The organism is Pseudomonas coleopterorum (assembly GCF_900105555.1).
Taxonomy (GTDB): Bacteria; Pseudomonadota; Gammaproteobacteria; order Pseudomonadales; family Pseudomonadaceae; genus Aquipseudomonas; species Aquipseudomonas coleopterorum.
Map to the genome: position 1 here is coordinate 2,409,792 of NZ_FNTZ01000001.1, position 18,166 is coordinate 2,427,957.

An 18,166-nucleotide genomic window follows, 5' to 3' on the forward strand; every position below is an offset into this window, starting at 1 on the left:
TCAAGCGTAACTGACGAAGGTGACGGGCATCGCAGGGGGTATCCCGCCGCGACATTTGAGAATCTGCACTTGCCCGGCAGGCCCTTGCAGCGACAGCCGCAGGGCAGCAGGCGACGGGTTGTGCGCCGCCTGCTGCCCGCGCAAGGCAAAGGCCAGAGTTTCGCCGGTTTCGGCGGCTACCTGCAGGCGTCGCAATGCCTTGTCGTCGGGGTTCTGCGGCCAGCAGAGCACGGCTGCGCAACTGCCGGAACGCAAACACTGCTCGGCAGCCCACAAGGCATCTCGGCCTTGTGCTTGCAGCACGCTCAGGTGTTGCAGGCGCACACCGGCCGCCATCCAGGCATGGGGGTAGGGAATGAACGGGGGTGCTATCAACACGATTCGTTCACCGGCCTGGCTCAAACGCGCCAAGGTCGGCCAAAGCAACTGCAATTCGCCACAGCCATTGGCGGCCAGCAGGATTTCACTGAGTGCGGCCGGTGGCCAACCCCCGCTGGGTAGCACGGCGTCGAGGGCGGCATGCCCGGTCGGCTGCGCGCCGCTGGGGCTGGACTCCTGGCGACCGCGCCAGACGCGACGTTGGTCGATCAGCCCTTCCAGGCTGACCACGGCGCCCATCACTGCCCTGCCCTCATGGTCAGGCAGCGTGGGGAAAAAACTTCGGTGAGTGGGAGTGATCTGTTCATGGGTGCATTTTTACTACTGTATGCATGAACAGTAAAGCGTCTATTTTCATTTCATGCCATCGGGGGGGGCGAACGGTCCCGATCACTCCGGCGTGGGCACCAGCAATTTGCGCAATGGAAAGCGCGAAGCGCCGCTCCAGCCCAGGAACTCCTGTTCGACCATGGGCCGTGCGAAATAGAAGCCCTGGGCCTCATCGCAGCCCAAGGCACGAATCACCTGCATGCACTTGAAGGTTTCGACGCCTTCGGCAACCGTTCGGTAGCCCAGTTTGCGGGCCAGTTCCAGCACCGCCTGGACGATCAACTGATGCCGCGGACTGTATTCCAGGCCAGTGATCATCGACTTGTCCAGCTTCACCACGTTGGCCGGGATCTCGTGCAGGTAGGAAAAATTGCTGTAGCCGGTACCGAAATCATCGATCGCCACATCCACCCCCAGGTCACGGATGGCCGCCAGCTGGCTGAGCACCTGCGGATTGGAGCGCAACCACTCACCTTCAGTGATCTCGACCTCCAGACGTTCCGGGTCGATGCCATGGGTACGACAGGCATTGCTGATGACCTGGGTGATGTCGTGGCCGTCGAAATCCAGCGCCGACAGGTTCACCGAAAGCCGAGTCAGGAGCGTGGCCGGCCATTGGGCGAGCTTGGCCAATGCCGCGTCGATCACCCAGCGCGTCACGCTGTGGATCAACGCGTTCCTTTCCAGCACGGGAATGAATTCGTCGGGCAAGACCAGGCCCAGCCGTGGATGCTCCCACCGCAACAGGGCTTCAGCGCTGACCTGCTCACCCTCGTGCAGCGCGAAGCGTGGCTGGAACACCAGGCGCAACTGACCTTCACGCATCGCCTGGGTAACGTCGGAAGCCAATTTGAAAGACCGGCGGTAAGCGTTGTCCCGCACCGGGTCGTACCACGCCCACGGCTGGCCTGCGAGCAGGGCCAGTTCAGCGGCGTACATGGCCTTGCGCAGGGCATCGCGGACTGCTTCGAAGTTGATCACGAAAGGCGCGACGCCCGCGCGTACGCTGGGGCGAACCGGCATGCCGTCGATCTGGGTGGTGCAGCGCAAGGCGTGTACGAGAATGTCGAGGTAGCCACTGACGTCACTTTGCTGCGCGTCCAGTACAAAGGCAAAGCGCTTGCGGCCGATGTGATACACCCTCCCCTGGCCTGCCCGCAGACGCACCAGACGGCGTGCAATGCAGCACAGCAGGTTCTCGAACGGGACCATACCCAAGGCCAGGGTCATGTCGTGGGCCCAGGCGGTGTCCATGGCATCGATCAGCACCAGGTAGCGCGACTCATCCGGGTGCTGGAGCAACAGATGCCCCAGGTCAGTCAGGAACTGCCGGCGATCAGGCAACAAGGTAAGCCGATCGCTCGAGACGAACGCCTGAGCAGCGGCATGGACACTATCCGACATCACACTTTCCCGCGAATGACAGGCTCGAGCTTCCTGCGAGAGACTGGCCAGTTGTTCAGAGGGTATTTACTGAGGGAGTAGCCGTCGAAGAGCGGCTCTTTAGGTGGTGGCAAAATAACATCGCACTAAATGATTGCCAAGTCCCATTGCTTCTGTATCGCTCATCCAAGCATCGAAGCGCCTGGCGACGCTGCTACACTGGGACAAACTTTGGGAAGGAATGGACGATTCATGCTTGAAGCCCTGCTGTTCGACCTCGATGGCACTCTGACCGAAACCGACGCCCTGCACCTGCTTGCCGTCCAGCAATTGCTGGCCGAGGAAGGCCGCGACTTCACCCACGAAGAATTCCAGTTGCACGCCAGTGGCCGGGCCAACGCCGACATGTGCCAGTACCTGTTCCCGGATCGCTCGGTGGCCGAGCATGAAGCCTTTGCCGATCGCAAGGAAGCACGCTTTCGCGACCTCGCCCCGCAACTGACGCCCATCGCCGGGCTGCTGCGCCTGCTCGACCACGCCGAGCGCGAAGGCCTGGGCATGGTCGTGGTGACCAACGCTCCGCGTGCCAATGCCGAGCACATGCTCGACGCTCTGGGCCTGGCCGAGCGCCTGCCGCAGGTGGTGGTCGCCGAAGAGCTGGAGCGCGCCAAACCCGATCCACTGCCCTACCTGACCGGTTTGCAACGCTTGGGTGCCCGGGCCGAGGCTGGCATCGCTTTCGAGGACTCGGTGCCAGGCGTGACAGCCGCAGTCGCGGCCGGTCTGTTCACCGTCGCGCTGTCGACCAGCCAATCGCCGCAGACCCTCAGATCCGCCGGCGCCAATCTGGTGATCGAATCCTACGAGGATGAAAACCTCTGGATTCATATCGACAAAATGCGCCAAGGACAATAACCAGCTGCGCCCCCTGTAGCAGCGGCGCAAGCCGCGTCGGCGGTCCATGCGGTATTCCTGATACAACCCGGCCTTGCCCATCTACCGCAGTGAACCATTCGCGGGTAGAACCCGCTCCCACAGGGGTTGCTGCTACGCGGGATCGTGGAGCAGGAAATTGCCGGGGCGCTGGGGGGTGTCGTTGTCGATTTCAGGCACCAGCGCTTCATCCTTCAGATGTACACCCGACAGCTGCCGCTTGTGCGCTTCGCGCATCAGGTACTGCAGCTTGTGCGCGGCCGTGGCGTAGCTCAGGCCTTCGAGACGCACATTGGAAATGCAATTGCGCGCAGCATCGTTCAACCCCACCCGCGGTGCATAGGTGAAATAGAGCCCCAGGCTGTCGGGCGAGCTCAGGCCCGGGCGCTCACCAATCAGCAACACCACCATGCGCGCGCGCAACGCCTGAGCGACTTCATCGGCCACCGCCACCCGGCCTTGCTGCACTAGGCAGATCGGCGCCAGGCTCCAGCCCTCGTCAGCGGCAATCCGCTCGATGCGCTCGAGCATGGGCAGCGCATGCCGATGCACCGCCAACGCGGAGAGGCCATCGGCGATCACCAGCGCTAGGTCGAAACCGGTCGCATGCTCGTTGGCATAAGTACGCAAGGTCTGCAGCGACGCCTCGTCCAGGCGCCGCCCCAGGTCCGGACGCTGCAGATAGACATGCCGATCACCCGCCGCGCTGTGCAGGCTCAGGCTCTCGGGACGGGCCTGTACCAGCTTGGCCTGGTCGAACGGCAGGTGAACGGCATCGCGAGCTTGCGCGTGAGCGTACTGAAAGTCCAATTGGGCACGGCTGGGCAGGCTGGTGCCAGCTCGCCCCAAGGCGATGCGCGCCGGTGTCAGTGCACGCAACGCATGCCAGGGATCACCTTGTGTCAGCGTTTTATCATTCATGATTTACTGTCCACCCCATCGCTATGACCAGACGAAACCGGCGCTTCAACCCAGCCGCCCCAGTGCTTTGCCGAACAACGGCGGCACGCCGCTGCCCAGACGCAGCTGGCCATCCTTCTGTTGCAGAATGTCCATGCGCGCCAGCCATTCCTCGAATTCGGGCGCCGGGCGCAGGCCCAGGGTCTTGCGCGCGTACAAGGCGTCGTGAAAGGACGTGGTCTGGTAGTTCAGCATGACGTCATCCGAGCCTGGAATGCCCATGATGAAATTGATCCCCGCCACACCCAGCAGGGTCAGCAGCATGTCCATGTCATCCTGATCGGCCTCGGCATGATTGGTGTAGCAGATGTCGCAGCCCATCGGCACACCCATCAGCTTGCCGCAGAAATGATCCTCGAGCCCGGCGCGGATGATCTGTTTGCCGTTGTACAGATATTCCGGCCCGATGAATCCCACCACTGTATTGACCAGAAAAGGGTCGAACCGGCGCGCCACGGCATAGGCCCGCGCTTCACAGGTCTGCTGGTCCACGCCATGGTGGGCATTGGCCGACAACGCACTGCCCTGGCCTGTCTCGAAGTACATCAGGTTGTTACCGACTGTCCCGCGGCGCAAGCTGAGACCCGCTTCGTAGCCTTCCTGCAACACCGCGAGGCTGACGCCGAAACTGCTGTTCGCCGCCTGCGTACCGGCGATGGACTGGAACACCAGGTCCAGAGGCACGCCACGTTCGATCGCCGCGATCGAGGACGTGACATGGGTCAGTACGCACGACTGGGTCGGGATACCGTAATGCTCGATGACGCCATCGAGCATCTTCAACAGTTCGCTGATGGCGCTCAAGCTGTCGCTGGCCGGGTTGATGCCGATCATGGCATCGCCGTTGCCGTACAGCAGGCCATCCAGCACGCTGGCAGCAATGCCGGCCGGATCGTCGGTGGGGTGGTTGGGCTGCAACCGTGTCGACATGCGCCCCCTCAGCCCGACCGTGTTGCGAAAGCGCGTGACCACCCGGATCTTCTGCGCCACCAGGACCAGGTCCTGCACGCGCATGATCTTCGAGACAGCCGCGGCCATCTCCGGCGTGATGCCTGGCGCCAAGGCGCGCAGGCTGGTTTCGCTGGCCGCATCGCCGAGCAGCCAATCGCGGAAGCCGCCCACGGTCAAATGGCTGACCGCAGCGAAAGCCTGCGCATCATGGGTGTCGACGATCAGCCGAGTGACTTCGTCCTCTTCATAGGGGATCAACGCCTCGTCCAGAAAGCGCTTGAGCGGCACCTCGGCCAGCGCCATCTGCGCGGCCGCCCGCTCGGCATCGCTGCCGGCGGCGATCTCGGCCAGGTAATCGCCGGAGCGTGCCGGACTGGCTTTGGCCATCAACTGCCGGAGGCTGTCGAAACGCCAGGTTTGCCCGCCGATGCTGTGCACGAAACTCATGCTGCCCTCCTCACTCGCTGGCCAGTACGGGTTGGCGGTCGCCACGGCTGCGCACGAAGACGCAGAACAGCGAGCCGAGGGCCATCAGGCCGATGAAGATCCCGCAGATCATGGCATTGAACCACACCATCGCCACCAGACACACCAGCGCCAGCAGCAAGGCTATGGCCGGCACCAGCGGATAGCCGGGGGCGCGAAAGGAACGCTCCAGTTGTGGCTCGCTGCGACGCAGTTTGAACAGGCTGAGCATGCTCATGATGTACATGACGATGGCGCCGAACACGGCCATGGTGATCATCGCTGCGGTCAGCGTCAGGCCTTGGAGATTGACCAGGCCATCGCTGAAGATCGCTGCGATACCCACCACGCCACCGGCGAGGATGGCGCGATGAGGTGTCTGGAAACGCGACAGCTTGGCCAGGCTTGCGGGCAAAAAGCCGGCCCGTGCCAGCGCGAAGAACTGCCGCGAATAGCCCAGGATGATGCCGTGGAAACTGGAGACCAGCCCGAACAGGCCGATCCACACCAGCATGTGCATCCAGTTGGAGTTCTCGCCTACTACCCCTTTCATGGCCTGCGGCAGCGGGTCGTTGATGTTGGCCAGGGCGCGCCAGTCACCCACGCCACCGGCGAAGATCATCACGCTGATGGCCAAGGTCACCAGGGTCAGGATACCGGCGATGTAGGCCCGTGGAATGGTGCGCTTGGGATCCTTGGCTTCCTCGGCGGCCATGGCCGCGCCTTCGATGGCCAGGAAGAACCAGATGGCGAAGGGAATCGCCGCGAACATGCCGCTCAAAGCACCCAGGCTGAACGTGTCCGACCCGGCCCATCCGCCCAGGGCGAAATTGCTGAAACTGAATGCTGGCGCCACCACCCCCATGAACACTAACAGTTCCAGCACGGCGAGGATGGTCACCACCAGCTCGAACGTGGCGGCGATGCTCACGCCGACGATGTTCAGGCTCATGAACACACAATAGGCCCCCACTGCCGCCCACTTGGGGTCGAGCCCTGGAAACTGCACATTGAGGTAGGCGCCGATGGCCATGGCGATGGCAGGCGGGGCAAACACGAATTCGATCAGCGTGGCCAGCCCGGCGATCATTCCACCGGTAGGGCCGAACGCACGCAGGCTATAGGCAAAGGGTCCACCCGCGTTGGGGATGGCGGTGGTCAGTTCGGTGAAGCTGAAAATGAAGCAGGTGTACATCACGGCGACCATCAGCGTCGTGCAGAGGAAACCCAAGGTGCCAGCACTGCCCCAGCCATAGCTCCAGCCGAAATACTCACCGGAGATCACCAGGCCAACGGCGATGCCCCACAGGTGCAGTGTGCCCAGCGTGGGTTTGAGTTGCGAAACGGTCATGGGTGTGCCCTCGAAGGTGGAGATGAGCAAAGGAGCGTTCCTGAAGGTAACCATAGGCGCCCAATGGCGATCTGGCGCCGTGAATATGAAAGCTGCCTTGCCATCGACTTCGCCGATGGCGCGCCAAGTTGAAGCACGCGTTTTCGTACGATGCCCCAATCACGAGCACTCGATGGCAGCACTTTTTCACGGTGTATGGCTGACTACACAGGAACGCCGTTTCCTTGAACCCTGTGCTTGAACGATTCTCGGAAACAGTTCTTTGAAACATCTGCACACATCAAGCCAGCTCATGATGGAGGTGTGTCCAACCCTGCCCCGCATTGCGCGTAGGCGGCGAACCGATAGCGTCGTTCATGGTCGCAGACAGGGAGCGACGTGCTCGGCCGGTGAGTTGCAAAACCATGTTTCGCTTGATTCGCAGTTGTTTGACCGTAGCGTTCCTGGCCAGCGTGGTGGGCTGTTCGCTATTGCCCCAGCGTGACCCGGTGTCCATCAGCGTGGTAGGCATCGAGCCCTTGCCGGCGCAGGAACTGGAACTGCGCTTCGCCATCAAGCTGCGACTGCAGAACCCCAACGAAACGCCCATCGAGTACGACGGCGTGGCAGTGAATCTGGATGTCAACGGCCGTCCGCTGGCCAGCGGCGTCAGCAGTCAGCACGGCCGTATCGAGCGGTATTCGGAGGACGTGCTGGTAGTGCCGGTCAGCGTTTCTGCACTGACCGCCTTGCGCCAGGCGGTGGGCCTGAACCCGGCGCAGAGCTTGAACGGCTTGCCCTACCGCCTGCACGGAAAGCTTGCCGGGGGGCTGTTCGGGACGGTGCGTTTCAGCGACAGCGGTACCTTGAGTCTACCGTCCGCAGCGGGCTATTGAGTGCGGATGGAGTCGCGGACCGAGTAATCCTTGGGATGCACCACGCCAGGTGAATCAGCGTGCCGCCGCCATCAGCTTGTTCACTTCGGCGCGCACCATGTTCGCGTACTCGGGCGGTGACATACCATCCAGCTCGCCCCGCACCCATTCGGCCCAGCGGCCCTTGCGCTTGGCCTTTTCGCCGATGAGACGCGCGGCTTCGGCTTTGGCCTTGCCCAGGTTGGCTTGCCACAGCTCGTAGAGACGGGCTTTTTCATCCTCGATCATGGCGCGCTCGGCCAGCGAGCGATTGGCGAGATTGAAGCTCATTGCAGGTACCTGTCAGCAGAAAAAACAGGCGACATCTTACACGCCTATACATGAAAATCTGTAGGAACAGACGGCGCGCCCAAGCCCTTCATGCAACTTTCCAGGGCGCTGGGACTCCATCTTGCACTGCCTTAATAAACACCAGGAGTTAGTGAAATGGCCCGTAAATCAGGTGCTCAATCGGCCGAGGATCAAATCAAGGATCAAGTCTTCAGCGAGCTGTTGGCGCTGATCGAAGAGTCGGAAAAAATGCTCAGGGACAGCGCCTCTCTGGGAAGCAACGAGGCCGACACCGTGCGCGCGCAGGTCAACTCCAAACTCGAACATGTGTCCTATTCCCTCGCCGGCCTGCGTGAACGCGCCAAACCGGTGGTCGAAGCCACGCAGACCTACATCGGTGGCCATCCGTGGCAGACCGTGGCCGCATCGGCGACCTGTGGCTTGCTGCTCGGTCTGTTGCTGGGCCGTCGTAACTGATTCACCTCCGCTCTGGGCCGCCGATCGCTGCGGCCCTCTTGTGTTGTCGATTTACTCCCCCGCCAATGCCCGCAGCTTTTCCACCTCCTGCACCGACATCGAAATACCCTGGCTGTGCGATAACGCCCGCTGACGATAGCGTCTGTCACCCGACAACCGTGTCTGCCCTGCCTCGTGCATGCGCTCGACCAGCTCGCGGCTACGCACGGCAAAATCCCGACCGGCGCTCTTGCTGGGGTCGATGACGATGATCAGTTGCCCGGTCCAGGGCGTTTGCGCGCCGGGGTGTCGCTTCCAGTCGAACTCGAAGGAAAAATTCCCGCCAGTGAGCGCTGCGGCGAGCAGCTCGACCATCATCGACAAGGCCGAGCCCTTGTGTCCGCCAAAGGGCAGCAGCGCACCACCCTCGAGAATCGCCGTCGGATCGGTGGTGGGCTGTCCGTGCTTGTCGACACCGCTACCCACGGGCACCGAATGGCCCGCCCGCGCGGCGATCTGCACGTCACCGTGGGCCAGCGCACTGGTGGCCATATCGAAGACCAAGGGATCCTTGCCCGCACAAGGCGCCGCGAACGCTATGGGATTGGTGCCGAACAACGGCTTGTTACCGCCGTGAGGAACGACGCAGGTCATGCTGTTGACCACGCTCAGGGCGACCAGGCCTTCGGCGGCGAAGGGTTCTACATCCGGCCAGAGCGCGGCGAAATGGTGGGAGTTGCGGATAGCGAGGACAGCGATGCCCGCCTCGCGCGCCTTGCTCACCAACAGCCCTCGCGCAGCGGCCAACGCCGGCTGGGCAAAGCCTCCAGCGGCATCCACCGCGACGTAACCGCCCGCCACATCCTCGACCACGGGGAGCGCCTTGCCGTCCACCCAGCCGCTGGCCAAGGTAGAGAGGTAACCGGGTATGCGGAATGTGCCGTGACTGTGAGCGCCGTCGCGTTGGGCGGTGGCACAGTTGTGGGCGAGAATGTCGGCCACCTCGACCGAGGTGCCATGACGCAGAAAGATCTGACGCAGCAGCTGCGTCAGATCGGAGAAGGACAACGATTGCGAGGCGTCGCTGGCAGGCATCATGGGCTTCCTGGCGTGAATGGAACAGAGTCCTAGTACGCCATACCCACCTGCCTCAGGACAAGCCTGCTCGAATCAGTCCTTCTGATCGCGCAGCACGTTGCCCGATACGCCATCGATGCGGAACTCGTAAGTCACGCCATCAGCCTTGAGACCTTCGCCTTCCCAGTACCCATCGTTGTCGGCTTCGATCTTGGTGACCTGAGTGTAGCCTTTGGACTTGGCGGTTTCGATGGCTTTCTCGATGGTGATCCAACCCGCACCCGGCTTGTCGGCCAGCGCCAGGCCGGCAGTCATCAGGGCGGAAGTTGCAACTACGGCAGTCAAAGTCTTCTTGAACATGGGGGCACTCCATAACAGTGATTGGTATGTGCTGCACTGTCTTGGAGCGTCACGCTGAAAAATTAGTTCACGGCCGCTTGACCTTGCGCCGCATCACCCCGTTGATCACAACCACAAGCACGGCAATGCCCATGGCAATGTATTGAAAGAGTTTTTCGGTGATCACGCCTTGGGTCTGCAGGTACGACAGGCCGAGCATTGCCAGCAGCACCAGCAGGGCAATCAGCAAGGAATATTTGATACGTTGAGCTTGAGTCATCTAAAGGTCCTTACAGGGGTGTTGGCCGGCCTGGGTATTCGGCCTCCTGCCTTTGCGTAGATTGCACATGAACCGAAGTCAGCTCTGTGCGCGAAAAGTCGCATTTTACAACGCCTGGGCGCAACAGGGGATGGCGTTCAAGGACTGAATCATGGGCCATTGGGATGCGGCATCGTGATGAACGTTTCCGACGTAGCTGTCGGAACCCACCTACATCCAGAGACCCCTTGACTCCTAGAGCCTCAAAGGCGCCTGGACAAGAATGACTGCCGGCCGGATGGGCCATTTGCTGCCACAAGGAAGTCACCATGAACACCCAACAGCTCCAGCAGATCGACGTCGAGCAACTCCCCCACTCATTACAGGTACTGATCGACTGCATTGGCGTCGAGCAAGCCTATCGCCTGACGCAATTGTATGGCGGGCGCCCACGCTACATCCCCAAGCACCCGCAACGCACAAGCCTGAGCGAACAGCTCGGAGTCGAAACGGTGGCCGCGTTGATCAAGCGCTTCGCCGGCATGGCGTTGGAAATCCCCAAGTCCGATCATTTTCTGCGGCAGTGGCGCAACCAGCAGATTCACCACGAAACGCTCAACGGCACTTCACGCAGTGTGCTGGCGCACAAATATGGACTGAGCCAGCGCCAGATCGGCAACATCCGCCGCACCCTTGGCTAGGGTCTGTGTGAAAAGTCTTAAGACGAAGGTCAGGCAAGGCGAAAACAGCCGAGGAAGCGGAGTTTACGGGTTGTAAATGAGCATTCCGAGGCTGTTTTCAACGCAGCATCACCAAGTATCAAGGCTTTTCACACGGAGCCTAGTGAACCGTTCCCCAGGCCCATTCACGGGCCTGGGTTCACCCCTCAGAAATCGCGCTTGTAGAACAGATCCAGTGAGCTGGCCACGCCACTGGCCACTTCCAGGTAGAGACGCTTGCTGAGCAGATAGCGCAAGGCAATGGTATTGGCCGGCTCGAATACCCCCACCCCATAACGCAAACTGAGTTTCTCCGACAGATTACCGCTGGCGACCACACTGGTTGCATCGCCACTGCCCTGGGTGTCGAGCTGGAAATCCTCGATACCCAGGTCGGTCGCCAATTTGCTAGTCACTCCCGAACTGCCCATCAGCCCCAAACCGAGCGCCGCCTGGGCCAGCATGTTGTTGTCCTCGCCGCTGTTGCCTAGCGGGCGACCCAGCACCAGATACGACAGCGCCTGCTCCTGGCTCATGGTGGGTTCCGAAAACACCTCACTGGTAGGCTGCTCGGCGTTGCCGGTCAAGCGAATACCGGCAATCACATCGCCCGTGGTACGGATCGCTTCGATGTCCAGGTATGGCTGGCTGATGGGCCCGGCAAACAACAGCCGCGCGCGTCGTATGGTGAGGCGCTGGCCATAGGCGTTGTAGCGCCCGTCGTTGAGCGCCAATTCACCCCGAGTGTCGAGGTTGTCGCCGATGTGCACGTGACCGGCCAGGTTGGCACTCAGGCCGAAGCCGTTGAAGGTGAGTTTTTCCTGACCCACTTCCACATCGATATCGATCGCCATGGGCAAGGGTGTCTTGCCCTGCTCGGTCTGGTTACCGACGATCACCACGTCATCGGAAAGTTTGACGGTGGACGGTGGCAGCTGACGGACGACGATGGCCCCTTTGGGAATGAACACCTTGCCGGCCACGGCGAGCCTTTCGCCATTCATCTGGATACTCAGATCCGGTGCCGCTTCGAGCGTCGCATAGGGTTCGACGTTGATCGGCAGGCGCGATCCCTTGAGCTGCACGTCCACGTCCAGAGCGTTGGCCCAGGCGACCGTGCCGCCCAACGTCCCCTGACCCGTCTTGCCGCTTTTCCAACTGCCCTGCAGGCGCACGCTTTCACCTGCGATCAATGCCTGCAGTTGCAAGTCCTCGAGCGTGGTCGGCAGTTCAGGGCCGGCGATCTGACCGCCGCTGAGGGTGACATTGCCGTTCACTTGGGGCGCCACCAGGGAACCGGCGATCTGCCCGCTGCCATCGAGTTGGCCCTTGAGGGTTTCCACCATTGGGATGAATGGCCGGGCGATGGAAAGGTCGAGTCCGGACAGGCGGAAGCTGCCGCTGATCGGCTTGCTCTGCGCAACGGGATCGATCTGGGTGATGACTTGCAACTGTCCCAGGCGATCGCCGCGGAAGTTGAGTTCGGTATCGATCCGTTTGGGGTTCAAGCGACTGGTCAGGCGCAGTGTCTGGTAAGGAAAATCAACCCATTGCTCTTTGTTGCGCACGCGCAGGGTGCCGTTGCCAGCGTCGATCATGACCTCACCGGCCGGGCCGCTGGCAGGGACATCGATTGCGACATCGGCGTTGAGCATGCCCTTCCAGGCGAAATCCTTCGGCAGCCATTGGGCCAGGCTGTCCAGCGGAAACTGCTTGAGGTGGTAACGCAGTCGCGGCTGCGGCGCCAGGCGCTGGTCGTCGCCGCACAGGCTGGCAGATCCCGAGCGCCAGCAGTGGGCGCCGAAATTGACCTGGCCACCGGCCAGGTATTCAAGACGTACCGGTGCCTGCAGACGCCAATCCTGGCCACCGGCCTGGACCGAACCGCTGGACAGCCGCCCGCGCCAACTGCTTTGCGCGGTGAAGCCCTTGTCCAGCGTGCCGTCCAGAGCAGTGGCCAAAGCCAGTTGCGGCCCCTTGAGCGCCAATTGCAGCTGCTGCCGTTTGATATCGCCCGAGGCCTTACCGGTCAGGGTGCCCAGGTCGGTGTCACCGGCGCGAATACCGGCGGCGGTCAAATCAAGATTGCCACGCTGGGCCTTGTCGAGGGCGGCGTCCAGTGTCAGGTTTTGCAGACGGTTGCTGTCCAGTGCCAACTGACGCCCCTGCAGCGAGAGCTTGCCCTGGGGCGCCTGCAAGGTACCGGCTGCGTCGAGCTGGCCCTTGAGTTGCCCTTGCAGCCCGGGCCACAACTGGCCCAGACGGGCCAGATCGATGTTGAGTCGCGCCTGAATCTGCTGTTGCAGACTGCCTTGACCCTGAATACGGTTGTCCCCCAGGCGTACGTCGAGGTTCCCCAGCGTCCAGCGCTCGCCGGCGCCCTGTGCCTTGGCCTGGAGCACCGCAGGCTGCCCGCGCAGGCGCCCCTTGAGGTCCAGGTCGGCATCGAGCTTTAGCTGTTCGTTCTTGAATTCACCGGTGCTGCGCAGCGGACCGGCGAGGCTGCCGGGCATCTGCGCAACCCAGTAGGCAGGATCGATGGCGCTCAGGTCCAGAGCCGTGTCCCAGGCAACGCCATCGGCGAACTTGACGTTCAGGTGCCCTGCTGCCTTGCCCTGCCCCGCGACCAGCTCCAGTTGCGGCAGAAACACTTGCTGCAGATCGCCGCTAAATGGCGTCACCAAGGTAAACGCACCGGCTGGGCCATCGAAGGCACCGTTCAGGTTGCCCAGGTACTTGCCGTCGCGATAGTCGATCTCGCCTTTGAAACGCCGGACTTTCACGTCCGGCTCGGCAATGACGGGGTACAAACGGTGCCACGGGAAGTCCTGCCAATCGATAGTGGCCTTGGCCGCCAGACCTTGTTGCCAATCCAGGCTGCCAGCCAGCCGCACCTGCTCCCGCGCCGCTGAAGAAATGTCCAGGGTCTGCACCACCGCACCCTTGGCGTCGACCCGCGCGCTCAGCATTAACGTCATCGGCGATTGTTCGGCTGGCAGACTGGCGTGGCCATCGATGACAAAGCCAGCCTGCAGGTCGCCTTTGGCGAGCAGCTGCAGTTGATTGAATGCCAAGGTGTCGGGCAGCCCGGCGCTGGGTTTGAACGCATCGCTGACAATGCGCAGCTGTGCCGGCAGGTGTTCGGCCAGCGGCTTCAGGGTGCCCGTTATGGCGGCCGGCAGGTAGCCGGAGCTTTGCCCGTTCAGGGTCAGCGTGTCGAGCAGATCACCTGTGGCGTTCAGGGTGACTTGCCAAGGCTTGTCGTCAACCTTGGGCAACTGTATTTGGGCATTGAGGTTCAGCGGCCATTGGCCGCCGGGGCGCAGGGTGCCGTCCAGATCCAGTACCAGGTCATCGCGTTGCAGGTGCCCGCGATCGATCTTCAGGCCGTCGGCGGTCCAGTGCGCCGCCAGCTCGAAACCACTGAGCTGCTGCACGCCATCGAGTTGCAGGCTGCCGATACTCACATCGCCCAATTCTATGGCGACGGGCAACTGCAGGTCAGGCAGTGTGATCGGCCCGTCGCTGGCCGGTTCCTGGCTGGCAGGCAGTTGCACAAGAATGGCGTCGGTGTGCAGGGTGTCGATGCACAGCGTCATACGCCACAGGCAGCTGGGTGACCAGGCCAGCTCGGGCGCCCGCACTTCGACGCGGGTCGCGCCTTGCTGCCAGATGAGCGAGTCTGCCTGCCAGTGGCTACCCACTGTGCCCTTGAAGTTTTCCAGGGTCAGTCCGGGCACACGGGCCAGCGCCCAACGACTGCCGGCCTGGGTTCCCAGCACCAGCGAAAGGGTCACCAGAACGATCAGCAACAGGCCAACGAGCGCAGCCAGGGTGATCAGCGCACCGCGTTTCACCGCCGGCCTCACAGTTCCGGCCCCATGGAAAAGTGCAGCCGCACGCCGCCATCGTCGTCCATCGCGTGGGCCAAGTCGAGCCGAATGGGGCCCACCGGCGACACCCAGCGCACGCCGACGCCGATGCCCGTCTTGAGGTCGGCGAATTTAAGATCGTTGAACGAATTGCCCTTGTCGATGAAGGTTGCCACGCGCCACTTTTCGGCAATCGAATATTGGTACTCGACACTGCCGGCGACCATGTAGCGTCCGCCGATGCGATCGCCATCGGAGTTCTCCGGCGACAGGGTCTGGTAGTCGTAGCCACGCACGCTCTGGTCGCCACCGGCGAAGAAGCGCAACGAAGGAGGAACGGATTTGTAACCGTTGGTGGCATTGCCGCCTAACTGCACCCGGCCAAGCAAGCGGTGATTCTGTGCCACAGTGGTCAAGCCCTTGAGCATTACGTTGCCATGCAACAGGTTGGTGTCCGACAGTACCCCTTCCTTGGCCACCTGGGCATCGAACTGCACGCGGTAGCCGTTATGGGGGTCGACCTTGTTGTCGCTCTTGAGGTAGGTGTAGCTGATGCCGGGCATCAGCAAGGTACTCAAGCCGGTGTCGTCGCCGAGCCGGTATTCTTCGCGTTGCCACTTCAACGAGATGACCCGCTGCCAACCGCTGGGGAGTTTGCTGTGCCATTCCGGGCCGAACGTGAGCAGTTTACTCAAGCTGTCGGTGTCGGCCAGCTCTTCGTATTGATAACCGCCCGCCCATCGCAGCTTGTCGGTCAGAGGGGGATCCAGGGGAATGTCGTACCAAAGCCCGACGTTCTGCCGAGGCGCCGAAAGTTCCAGCTCTGCACCGTAGCTGTGGCCTTGGGGGTTGACCCAATGGCGGGTCCAGTTGGCTTTGCCGCGCGGACCGACGTCGGTCGAATACCCCAGACCCAAGCCCATGGTCCGAGGCTTGCGGGTCGTCAGCTGGACATCGACAGGAATGACTCGCTCGCTGGCGGCAGTGGGCGCAGCATCGACCCGCACACCTTCGAAGTAGCCGCTCGATTGCAACGCCTGGTTGAGTTCGGCGATCAGTTCGGAATCGTAGGCCGTGTCTTCCTTGAACGGCACCATGCGTTGCAGGAGTTCTTCGTCGAACGGCGTGTCGCCCTGGAAACTGACCTTGCCCAGTTTGAAACGCGGGCCGCTGTTGTAGACCAGTTCGACATCCGCGACGCCGGCCCGTGGGTCGACCGCCAGACGCTGCTTGCTGAAGGTGCCGCTGAAGAACCCATACCGCGAGGCCTGATTCTGGATCAGCTGCTTGGCATTTTCGTACTGACCGTGGTTGAGCACGGCACCGGGCGCCAGCTCGTTGCTGCGCGGGACGCGAAAGGCCTTCAAGTCGGCCGCCGGGCCTTCGACGCGCACCGTGACGTTGCGCAGATGCACAGGCTCACCCGGTTCGATACGCAGCAGCAAGCGCGGGGTTTCGCCCGGCTGCACTTCGCTGGTCACGCGTGCCTGATAATAGCCCAATGCCTGGGCTGCCTTTTGCGCCTGCTCCTCGGCTCCACGGCTGAAGCGCAGCAGCGCCTCACCGTCACGGTCACCCAAGCTGCCGATGTAGCCTTCGACGTTGCTCTTGAGTGCCGGGTTGGCAGGGTTGACGCGTACGTCGAGTACGCTTTGGGCCTGGGCCGCCATGCTTGCGACCAGCAGCGCCAGGCTGCCGGCCAATCGTCCTGAATAATTCATAGGCGAATGCTATCACGACCCGTACGTCGATTTGGACCCTGCCAGGCGTTGCCGAGGGCTCTGGATCAGCCCTGTGCGTAACCGACTGTTTCAGGACTGGGGTGGAAGAACACATGCTCGACCACAGGCCCCAGGTTCACTTCCCCAATCTGGGTATAGCCCTGCCGCTCGAAGAACGCCAGGTAGCGCGGGTTGCCGGTGTCCAATACCACGCCTTCTGAGGTTGGATCCTGAGCACACCAGTTGTGCACTGCGGTCAGCAGTTGCTCCCCGAGTTCAGGGCCCTGAAAGTCCGGGTGCAGCCCCATCAGCGGCAGCACATGGACGGCATCCGAGGGGATGCATTCCTGGACGGCGTGATGGTATTCGAGATAGCGGCGCGTGCCTTCCACACCCGTACCGAGCATCATTCGCCACTGCCAAGCCCAGCTTTCGGTGATGCCCAGGCGACGCTGCGGCGGCGCGACCAGCGCAACACCCGCCAGGCGGTCGTCGAAGAACAAGCCCAAGGCCGGCAGGTCCTGGAGAAAATGCTGATTGACCAATTGCCGCACGGTCGAACGCACACGCCGTTCGAAGCCTGGGCGATCGGCTTCGAACAGGTAGGCGAAGGTCGGGTCGACTAGATAGGTCTGGTACAGCAGCGCACGGGTTTCACGGGCATAACCACCATCGAGCTGACGTACTTCTGCAGCGGTGGTCGAAGTCTGGGGCATCGGGTCTGTCCTTGAGGAGTGCAACGAGTAGTCAATGGACGGTCCGCGACCCTAGGGGTTCCGTACCTTGGCCAGGCAAATCGTGCGTCGATGCCGGACGCCGTGCTGGTGGGCTGCGCCGCAGTCCGTTAGCATCGCCGATTTGCCAGGATCCGCGACCATGAAAATCGTCTCGTTCAACATCAACGGCTTGCGTGCCCGCCCCCATCAGCTGGCCGCCTTGATCGACAAGCACCAGCCGGATGTGATCGGTCTGCAGGAAACCAAGGTGTCGGATGAACAGTTCCCCCAGGCCGAGATCGAGGCGCTGGGGTATCACGTGCACTTTCACGGGCAGAAAGGCCATTACGGAGTGGCATTGCTGTCGCGCGCCGCGCCGCTGAGTATCGACAAAGGGTTTGCCAGCGACGAGGAGGACGCACAGCGTCGCTTCATCCGCGGTACCTTTGCCGATGCTCAGGGCCAGGTCGTGACGATCATGAATGGTTATTTTCCACAGGGTGAAAGTCGCGACCACCCCACCAAATTCCCTGCCAAGCGCCGTTTCTACAGCGACCTGCAAACCCTGCTGGATACAGGGTTCAGCAACGATCAACCGCTGGTGGTGATGGGTGACGTGAACATCTCTCACCAGGATTGCGACATCGGTATCGGCGCGGACAACGCCAAGCGCTGGCTGAAGACCGGCAAGTGCAGTTTCCTGCCCGAAGAGCGCGAGTGGATGCAGCGATTGCAGCAGTGGGGCCTGGTAGACAGTTTCCGCCATTTGCATCCGGAAGTGGCAGACCGGTTCAGCTGGTTCGACTACCGCAGCCGTGGCTTCGAGGATGAGCCCAAGCGGGGGTTGCGGATCGATGTGATCCTGGCCTCCCACGGATTGCTGCCCAGGGTTCGGGCAGCGGGTATCGATTACGATTTGCGGGGGATGGAAAAACCTTCGGACCATGCGCCAATCTGGTTGGAGCTGGGGCCTTTGTGACCATTATGTAAGGATCGGCGGTGCGGCCGGACGCGGCTTGCGCCGCTGCTACAGGGATTGTGGGGTGCTTGTTGGATTGGCGGTGTGGGTGGA

The 18,166-nt window shown here is 62.1% G+C and carries 17 protein-coding genes; 5 read left to right on the forward strand and 12 right to left on the reverse strand.

Annotated features, from left to right (window positions below):
- Both imuA and BLV18_RS10810 read right to left on the reverse strand, forming a co-directional pair.
- Nucleotides 1–618, reverse strand: coding sequence for a translesion DNA synthesis-associated protein ImuA (gene imuA / locus BLV18_RS10805; protein ID WP_090358432.1), 618 nt, complete (start codon nt 616–618; stop codon nt 1–3).
- 150 nt (nt 619–768) lie between these two features.
- Nucleotides 769–2,112, reverse strand: a complete 1,344-nt coding sequence (locus tag BLV18_RS10810; RefSeq protein WP_090358434.1) for a putative bifunctional diguanylate cyclase/phosphodiesterase — start codon at nt 2,110–2,112, stop codon at nt 769–771.
- A 231-nt stretch (nt 2,113–2,343) separates the two neighbouring features.
- Here BLV18_RS10810 and BLV18_RS10815 point away from each other — a divergent pair, with 231 nt between their 5' ends.
- On the forward strand, nt 2,344–3,006 hold the full coding sequence (locus tag BLV18_RS10815) for an HAD family hydrolase (RefSeq protein ID WP_056842794.1): 663 nt from the start codon (nt 2,344–2,346) through the stop codon (nt 3,004–3,006).
- Nucleotides 3,007–3,138: 132 nt separating this feature from the next.
- Here the strand turns inward: BLV18_RS10815 and eutC are convergent, their stop codons facing one another.
- The 3 genes from eutC to eat are packed head-to-tail and all read right to left on the reverse strand — an operon-like array spanning nt 3,139 to nt 6,751.
- Nucleotides 3,139–3,945, reverse strand: a complete 807-nt coding sequence (eutC, locus tag BLV18_RS10820; protein WP_090358436.1) for an ethanolamine ammonia-lyase subunit EutC — start codon at nt 3,943–3,945, stop codon at nt 3,139–3,141.
- A gap of 45 nt (nt 3,946–3,990) precedes the next feature.
- The gene (locus BLV18_RS10825) at nt 3,991–5,382 is read right to left on the reverse strand and encodes an ethanolamine ammonia-lyase subunit EutB (protein ID WP_090358439.1); all 1,392 of its coding nucleotides are present in this window, start codon (nt 5,380–5,382) and stop codon (nt 3,991–3,993) included.
- Nucleotides 5,383–5,392: 10 nt separating this feature from the next.
- Nucleotides 5,393–6,751 (reverse strand): ethanolamine permease, encoded by a 1,359-nt coding sequence (gene eat / locus BLV18_RS10830; RefSeq protein ID WP_090362219.1) that lies wholly within the window; start codon nt 6,749–6,751, stop codon nt 5,393–5,395.
- A gap of 404 nt (nt 6,752–7,155) precedes the next feature.
- Between eat and BLV18_RS10835 the strand changes: the two genes are divergently transcribed.
- Nucleotides 7,156–7,626 carry an LEA/WHy family protein gene (locus BLV18_RS10835; protein WP_090358442.1) on the forward strand — a complete coding sequence of 157 codons (471 nt, stop codon included), beginning with the start codon at nt 7,156–7,158 and terminating at the stop codon, nt 7,624–7,626.
- Between the two features lie 54 nt (nt 7,627–7,680).
- Here the strand turns inward: BLV18_RS10835 and BLV18_RS10840 are convergent, their stop codons facing one another.
- Nucleotides 7,681–7,935, reverse strand: coding sequence for a hypothetical protein (locus BLV18_RS10840; RefSeq protein ID WP_049859487.1), 255 nt, complete (start codon nt 7,933–7,935; stop codon nt 7,681–7,683).
- A 156-nt stretch (nt 7,936–8,091) separates the two neighbouring features.
- Here BLV18_RS10840 and BLV18_RS10845 point away from each other — a divergent pair, with 156 nt between their 5' ends.
- Complete coding sequence (locus BLV18_RS10845; protein WP_049859486.1) at nt 8,092–8,412, forward strand: ElaB/YgaM/YqjD family protein; 321 nt, start codon at nt 8,092–8,094, stop codon at nt 8,410–8,412.
- 51 nt (nt 8,413–8,463) lie between these two features.
- Here the strand turns inward: BLV18_RS10845 and BLV18_RS10850 are convergent, their stop codons facing one another.
- The 3 genes from BLV18_RS10850 to BLV18_RS10860 all read right to left on the reverse strand — a co-directional run bounded on the left by BLV18_RS10850 (nt 8,464) and on the right by BLV18_RS10860 (nt 10,087).
- Nucleotides 8,464–9,489, reverse strand: a complete 1,026-nt coding sequence (locus tag BLV18_RS10850) for an Ldh family oxidoreductase (RefSeq protein WP_090358444.1) — start codon at nt 9,487–9,489, stop codon at nt 8,464–8,466.
- 72 nt (nt 9,490–9,561) lie between these two features.
- A complete protein-coding gene (locus BLV18_RS10855) occupies nt 9,562–9,828 on the reverse strand; it encodes a PepSY domain-containing protein (RefSeq protein ID WP_049859484.1) in 267 nt (88 codons plus the stop codon).
- Nucleotides 9,829–9,895: 67 nt separating this feature from the next.
- Nucleotides 9,896–10,087 carry a hypothetical protein gene (locus BLV18_RS10860; protein ID WP_049859483.1) on the reverse strand — a complete coding sequence of 64 codons (192 nt, stop codon included), beginning with the start codon at nt 10,085–10,087 and terminating at the stop codon, nt 9,896–9,898.
- A 308-nt stretch (nt 10,088–10,395) separates the two neighbouring features.
- On the opposite strand from BLV18_RS10860, the gene BLV18_RS10865 reads away from it, so the two are divergent.
- Entirely contained in the window at nt 10,396–10,767 is a 372-nt protein-coding gene (locus BLV18_RS10865) for a Mor transcription activator family protein (protein WP_090358446.1), read from the forward strand.
- A 185-nt stretch (nt 10,768–10,952) separates the two neighbouring features.
- Here BLV18_RS10865 and BLV18_RS10870 read toward each other — a convergent pair whose 3' ends face one another.
- The 3 genes from BLV18_RS10870 to BLV18_RS10880 form a co-directional block, all read right to left on the reverse strand.
- On the reverse strand, nt 10,953–14,642 hold the full coding sequence (locus tag BLV18_RS10870) for a translocation/assembly module TamB domain-containing protein (protein WP_090358449.1): 3,690 nt from the start codon (nt 14,640–14,642) through the stop codon (nt 10,953–10,955).
- 8 nt (nt 14,643–14,650) lie between these two features.
- Nucleotides 14,651–16,378 (reverse strand): autotransporter assembly complex protein TamA, encoded by a 1,728-nt coding sequence (locus BLV18_RS10875; protein WP_090358451.1) that lies wholly within the window; start codon nt 16,376–16,378, stop codon nt 14,651–14,653.
- Nucleotides 16,379–16,443: 65 nt separating this feature from the next.
- A complete protein-coding gene (locus BLV18_RS10880; RefSeq protein WP_049859479.1) occupies nt 16,444–17,094 on the reverse strand; it encodes an N-acetyltransferase in 651 nt (216 codons plus the stop codon).
- 160 nt (nt 17,095–17,254) lie between these two features.
- Here BLV18_RS10880 and xthA point away from each other — a divergent pair, with 160 nt between their 5' ends.
- On the forward strand, nt 17,255–18,073 hold the full coding sequence (xthA, locus tag BLV18_RS10885; RefSeq protein ID WP_090358453.1) for an exodeoxyribonuclease III: 819 nt from the start codon (nt 17,255–17,257) through the stop codon (nt 18,071–18,073).
- The last annotated feature ends 93 nt before the right edge of the window (nt 18,074–18,166 follow it).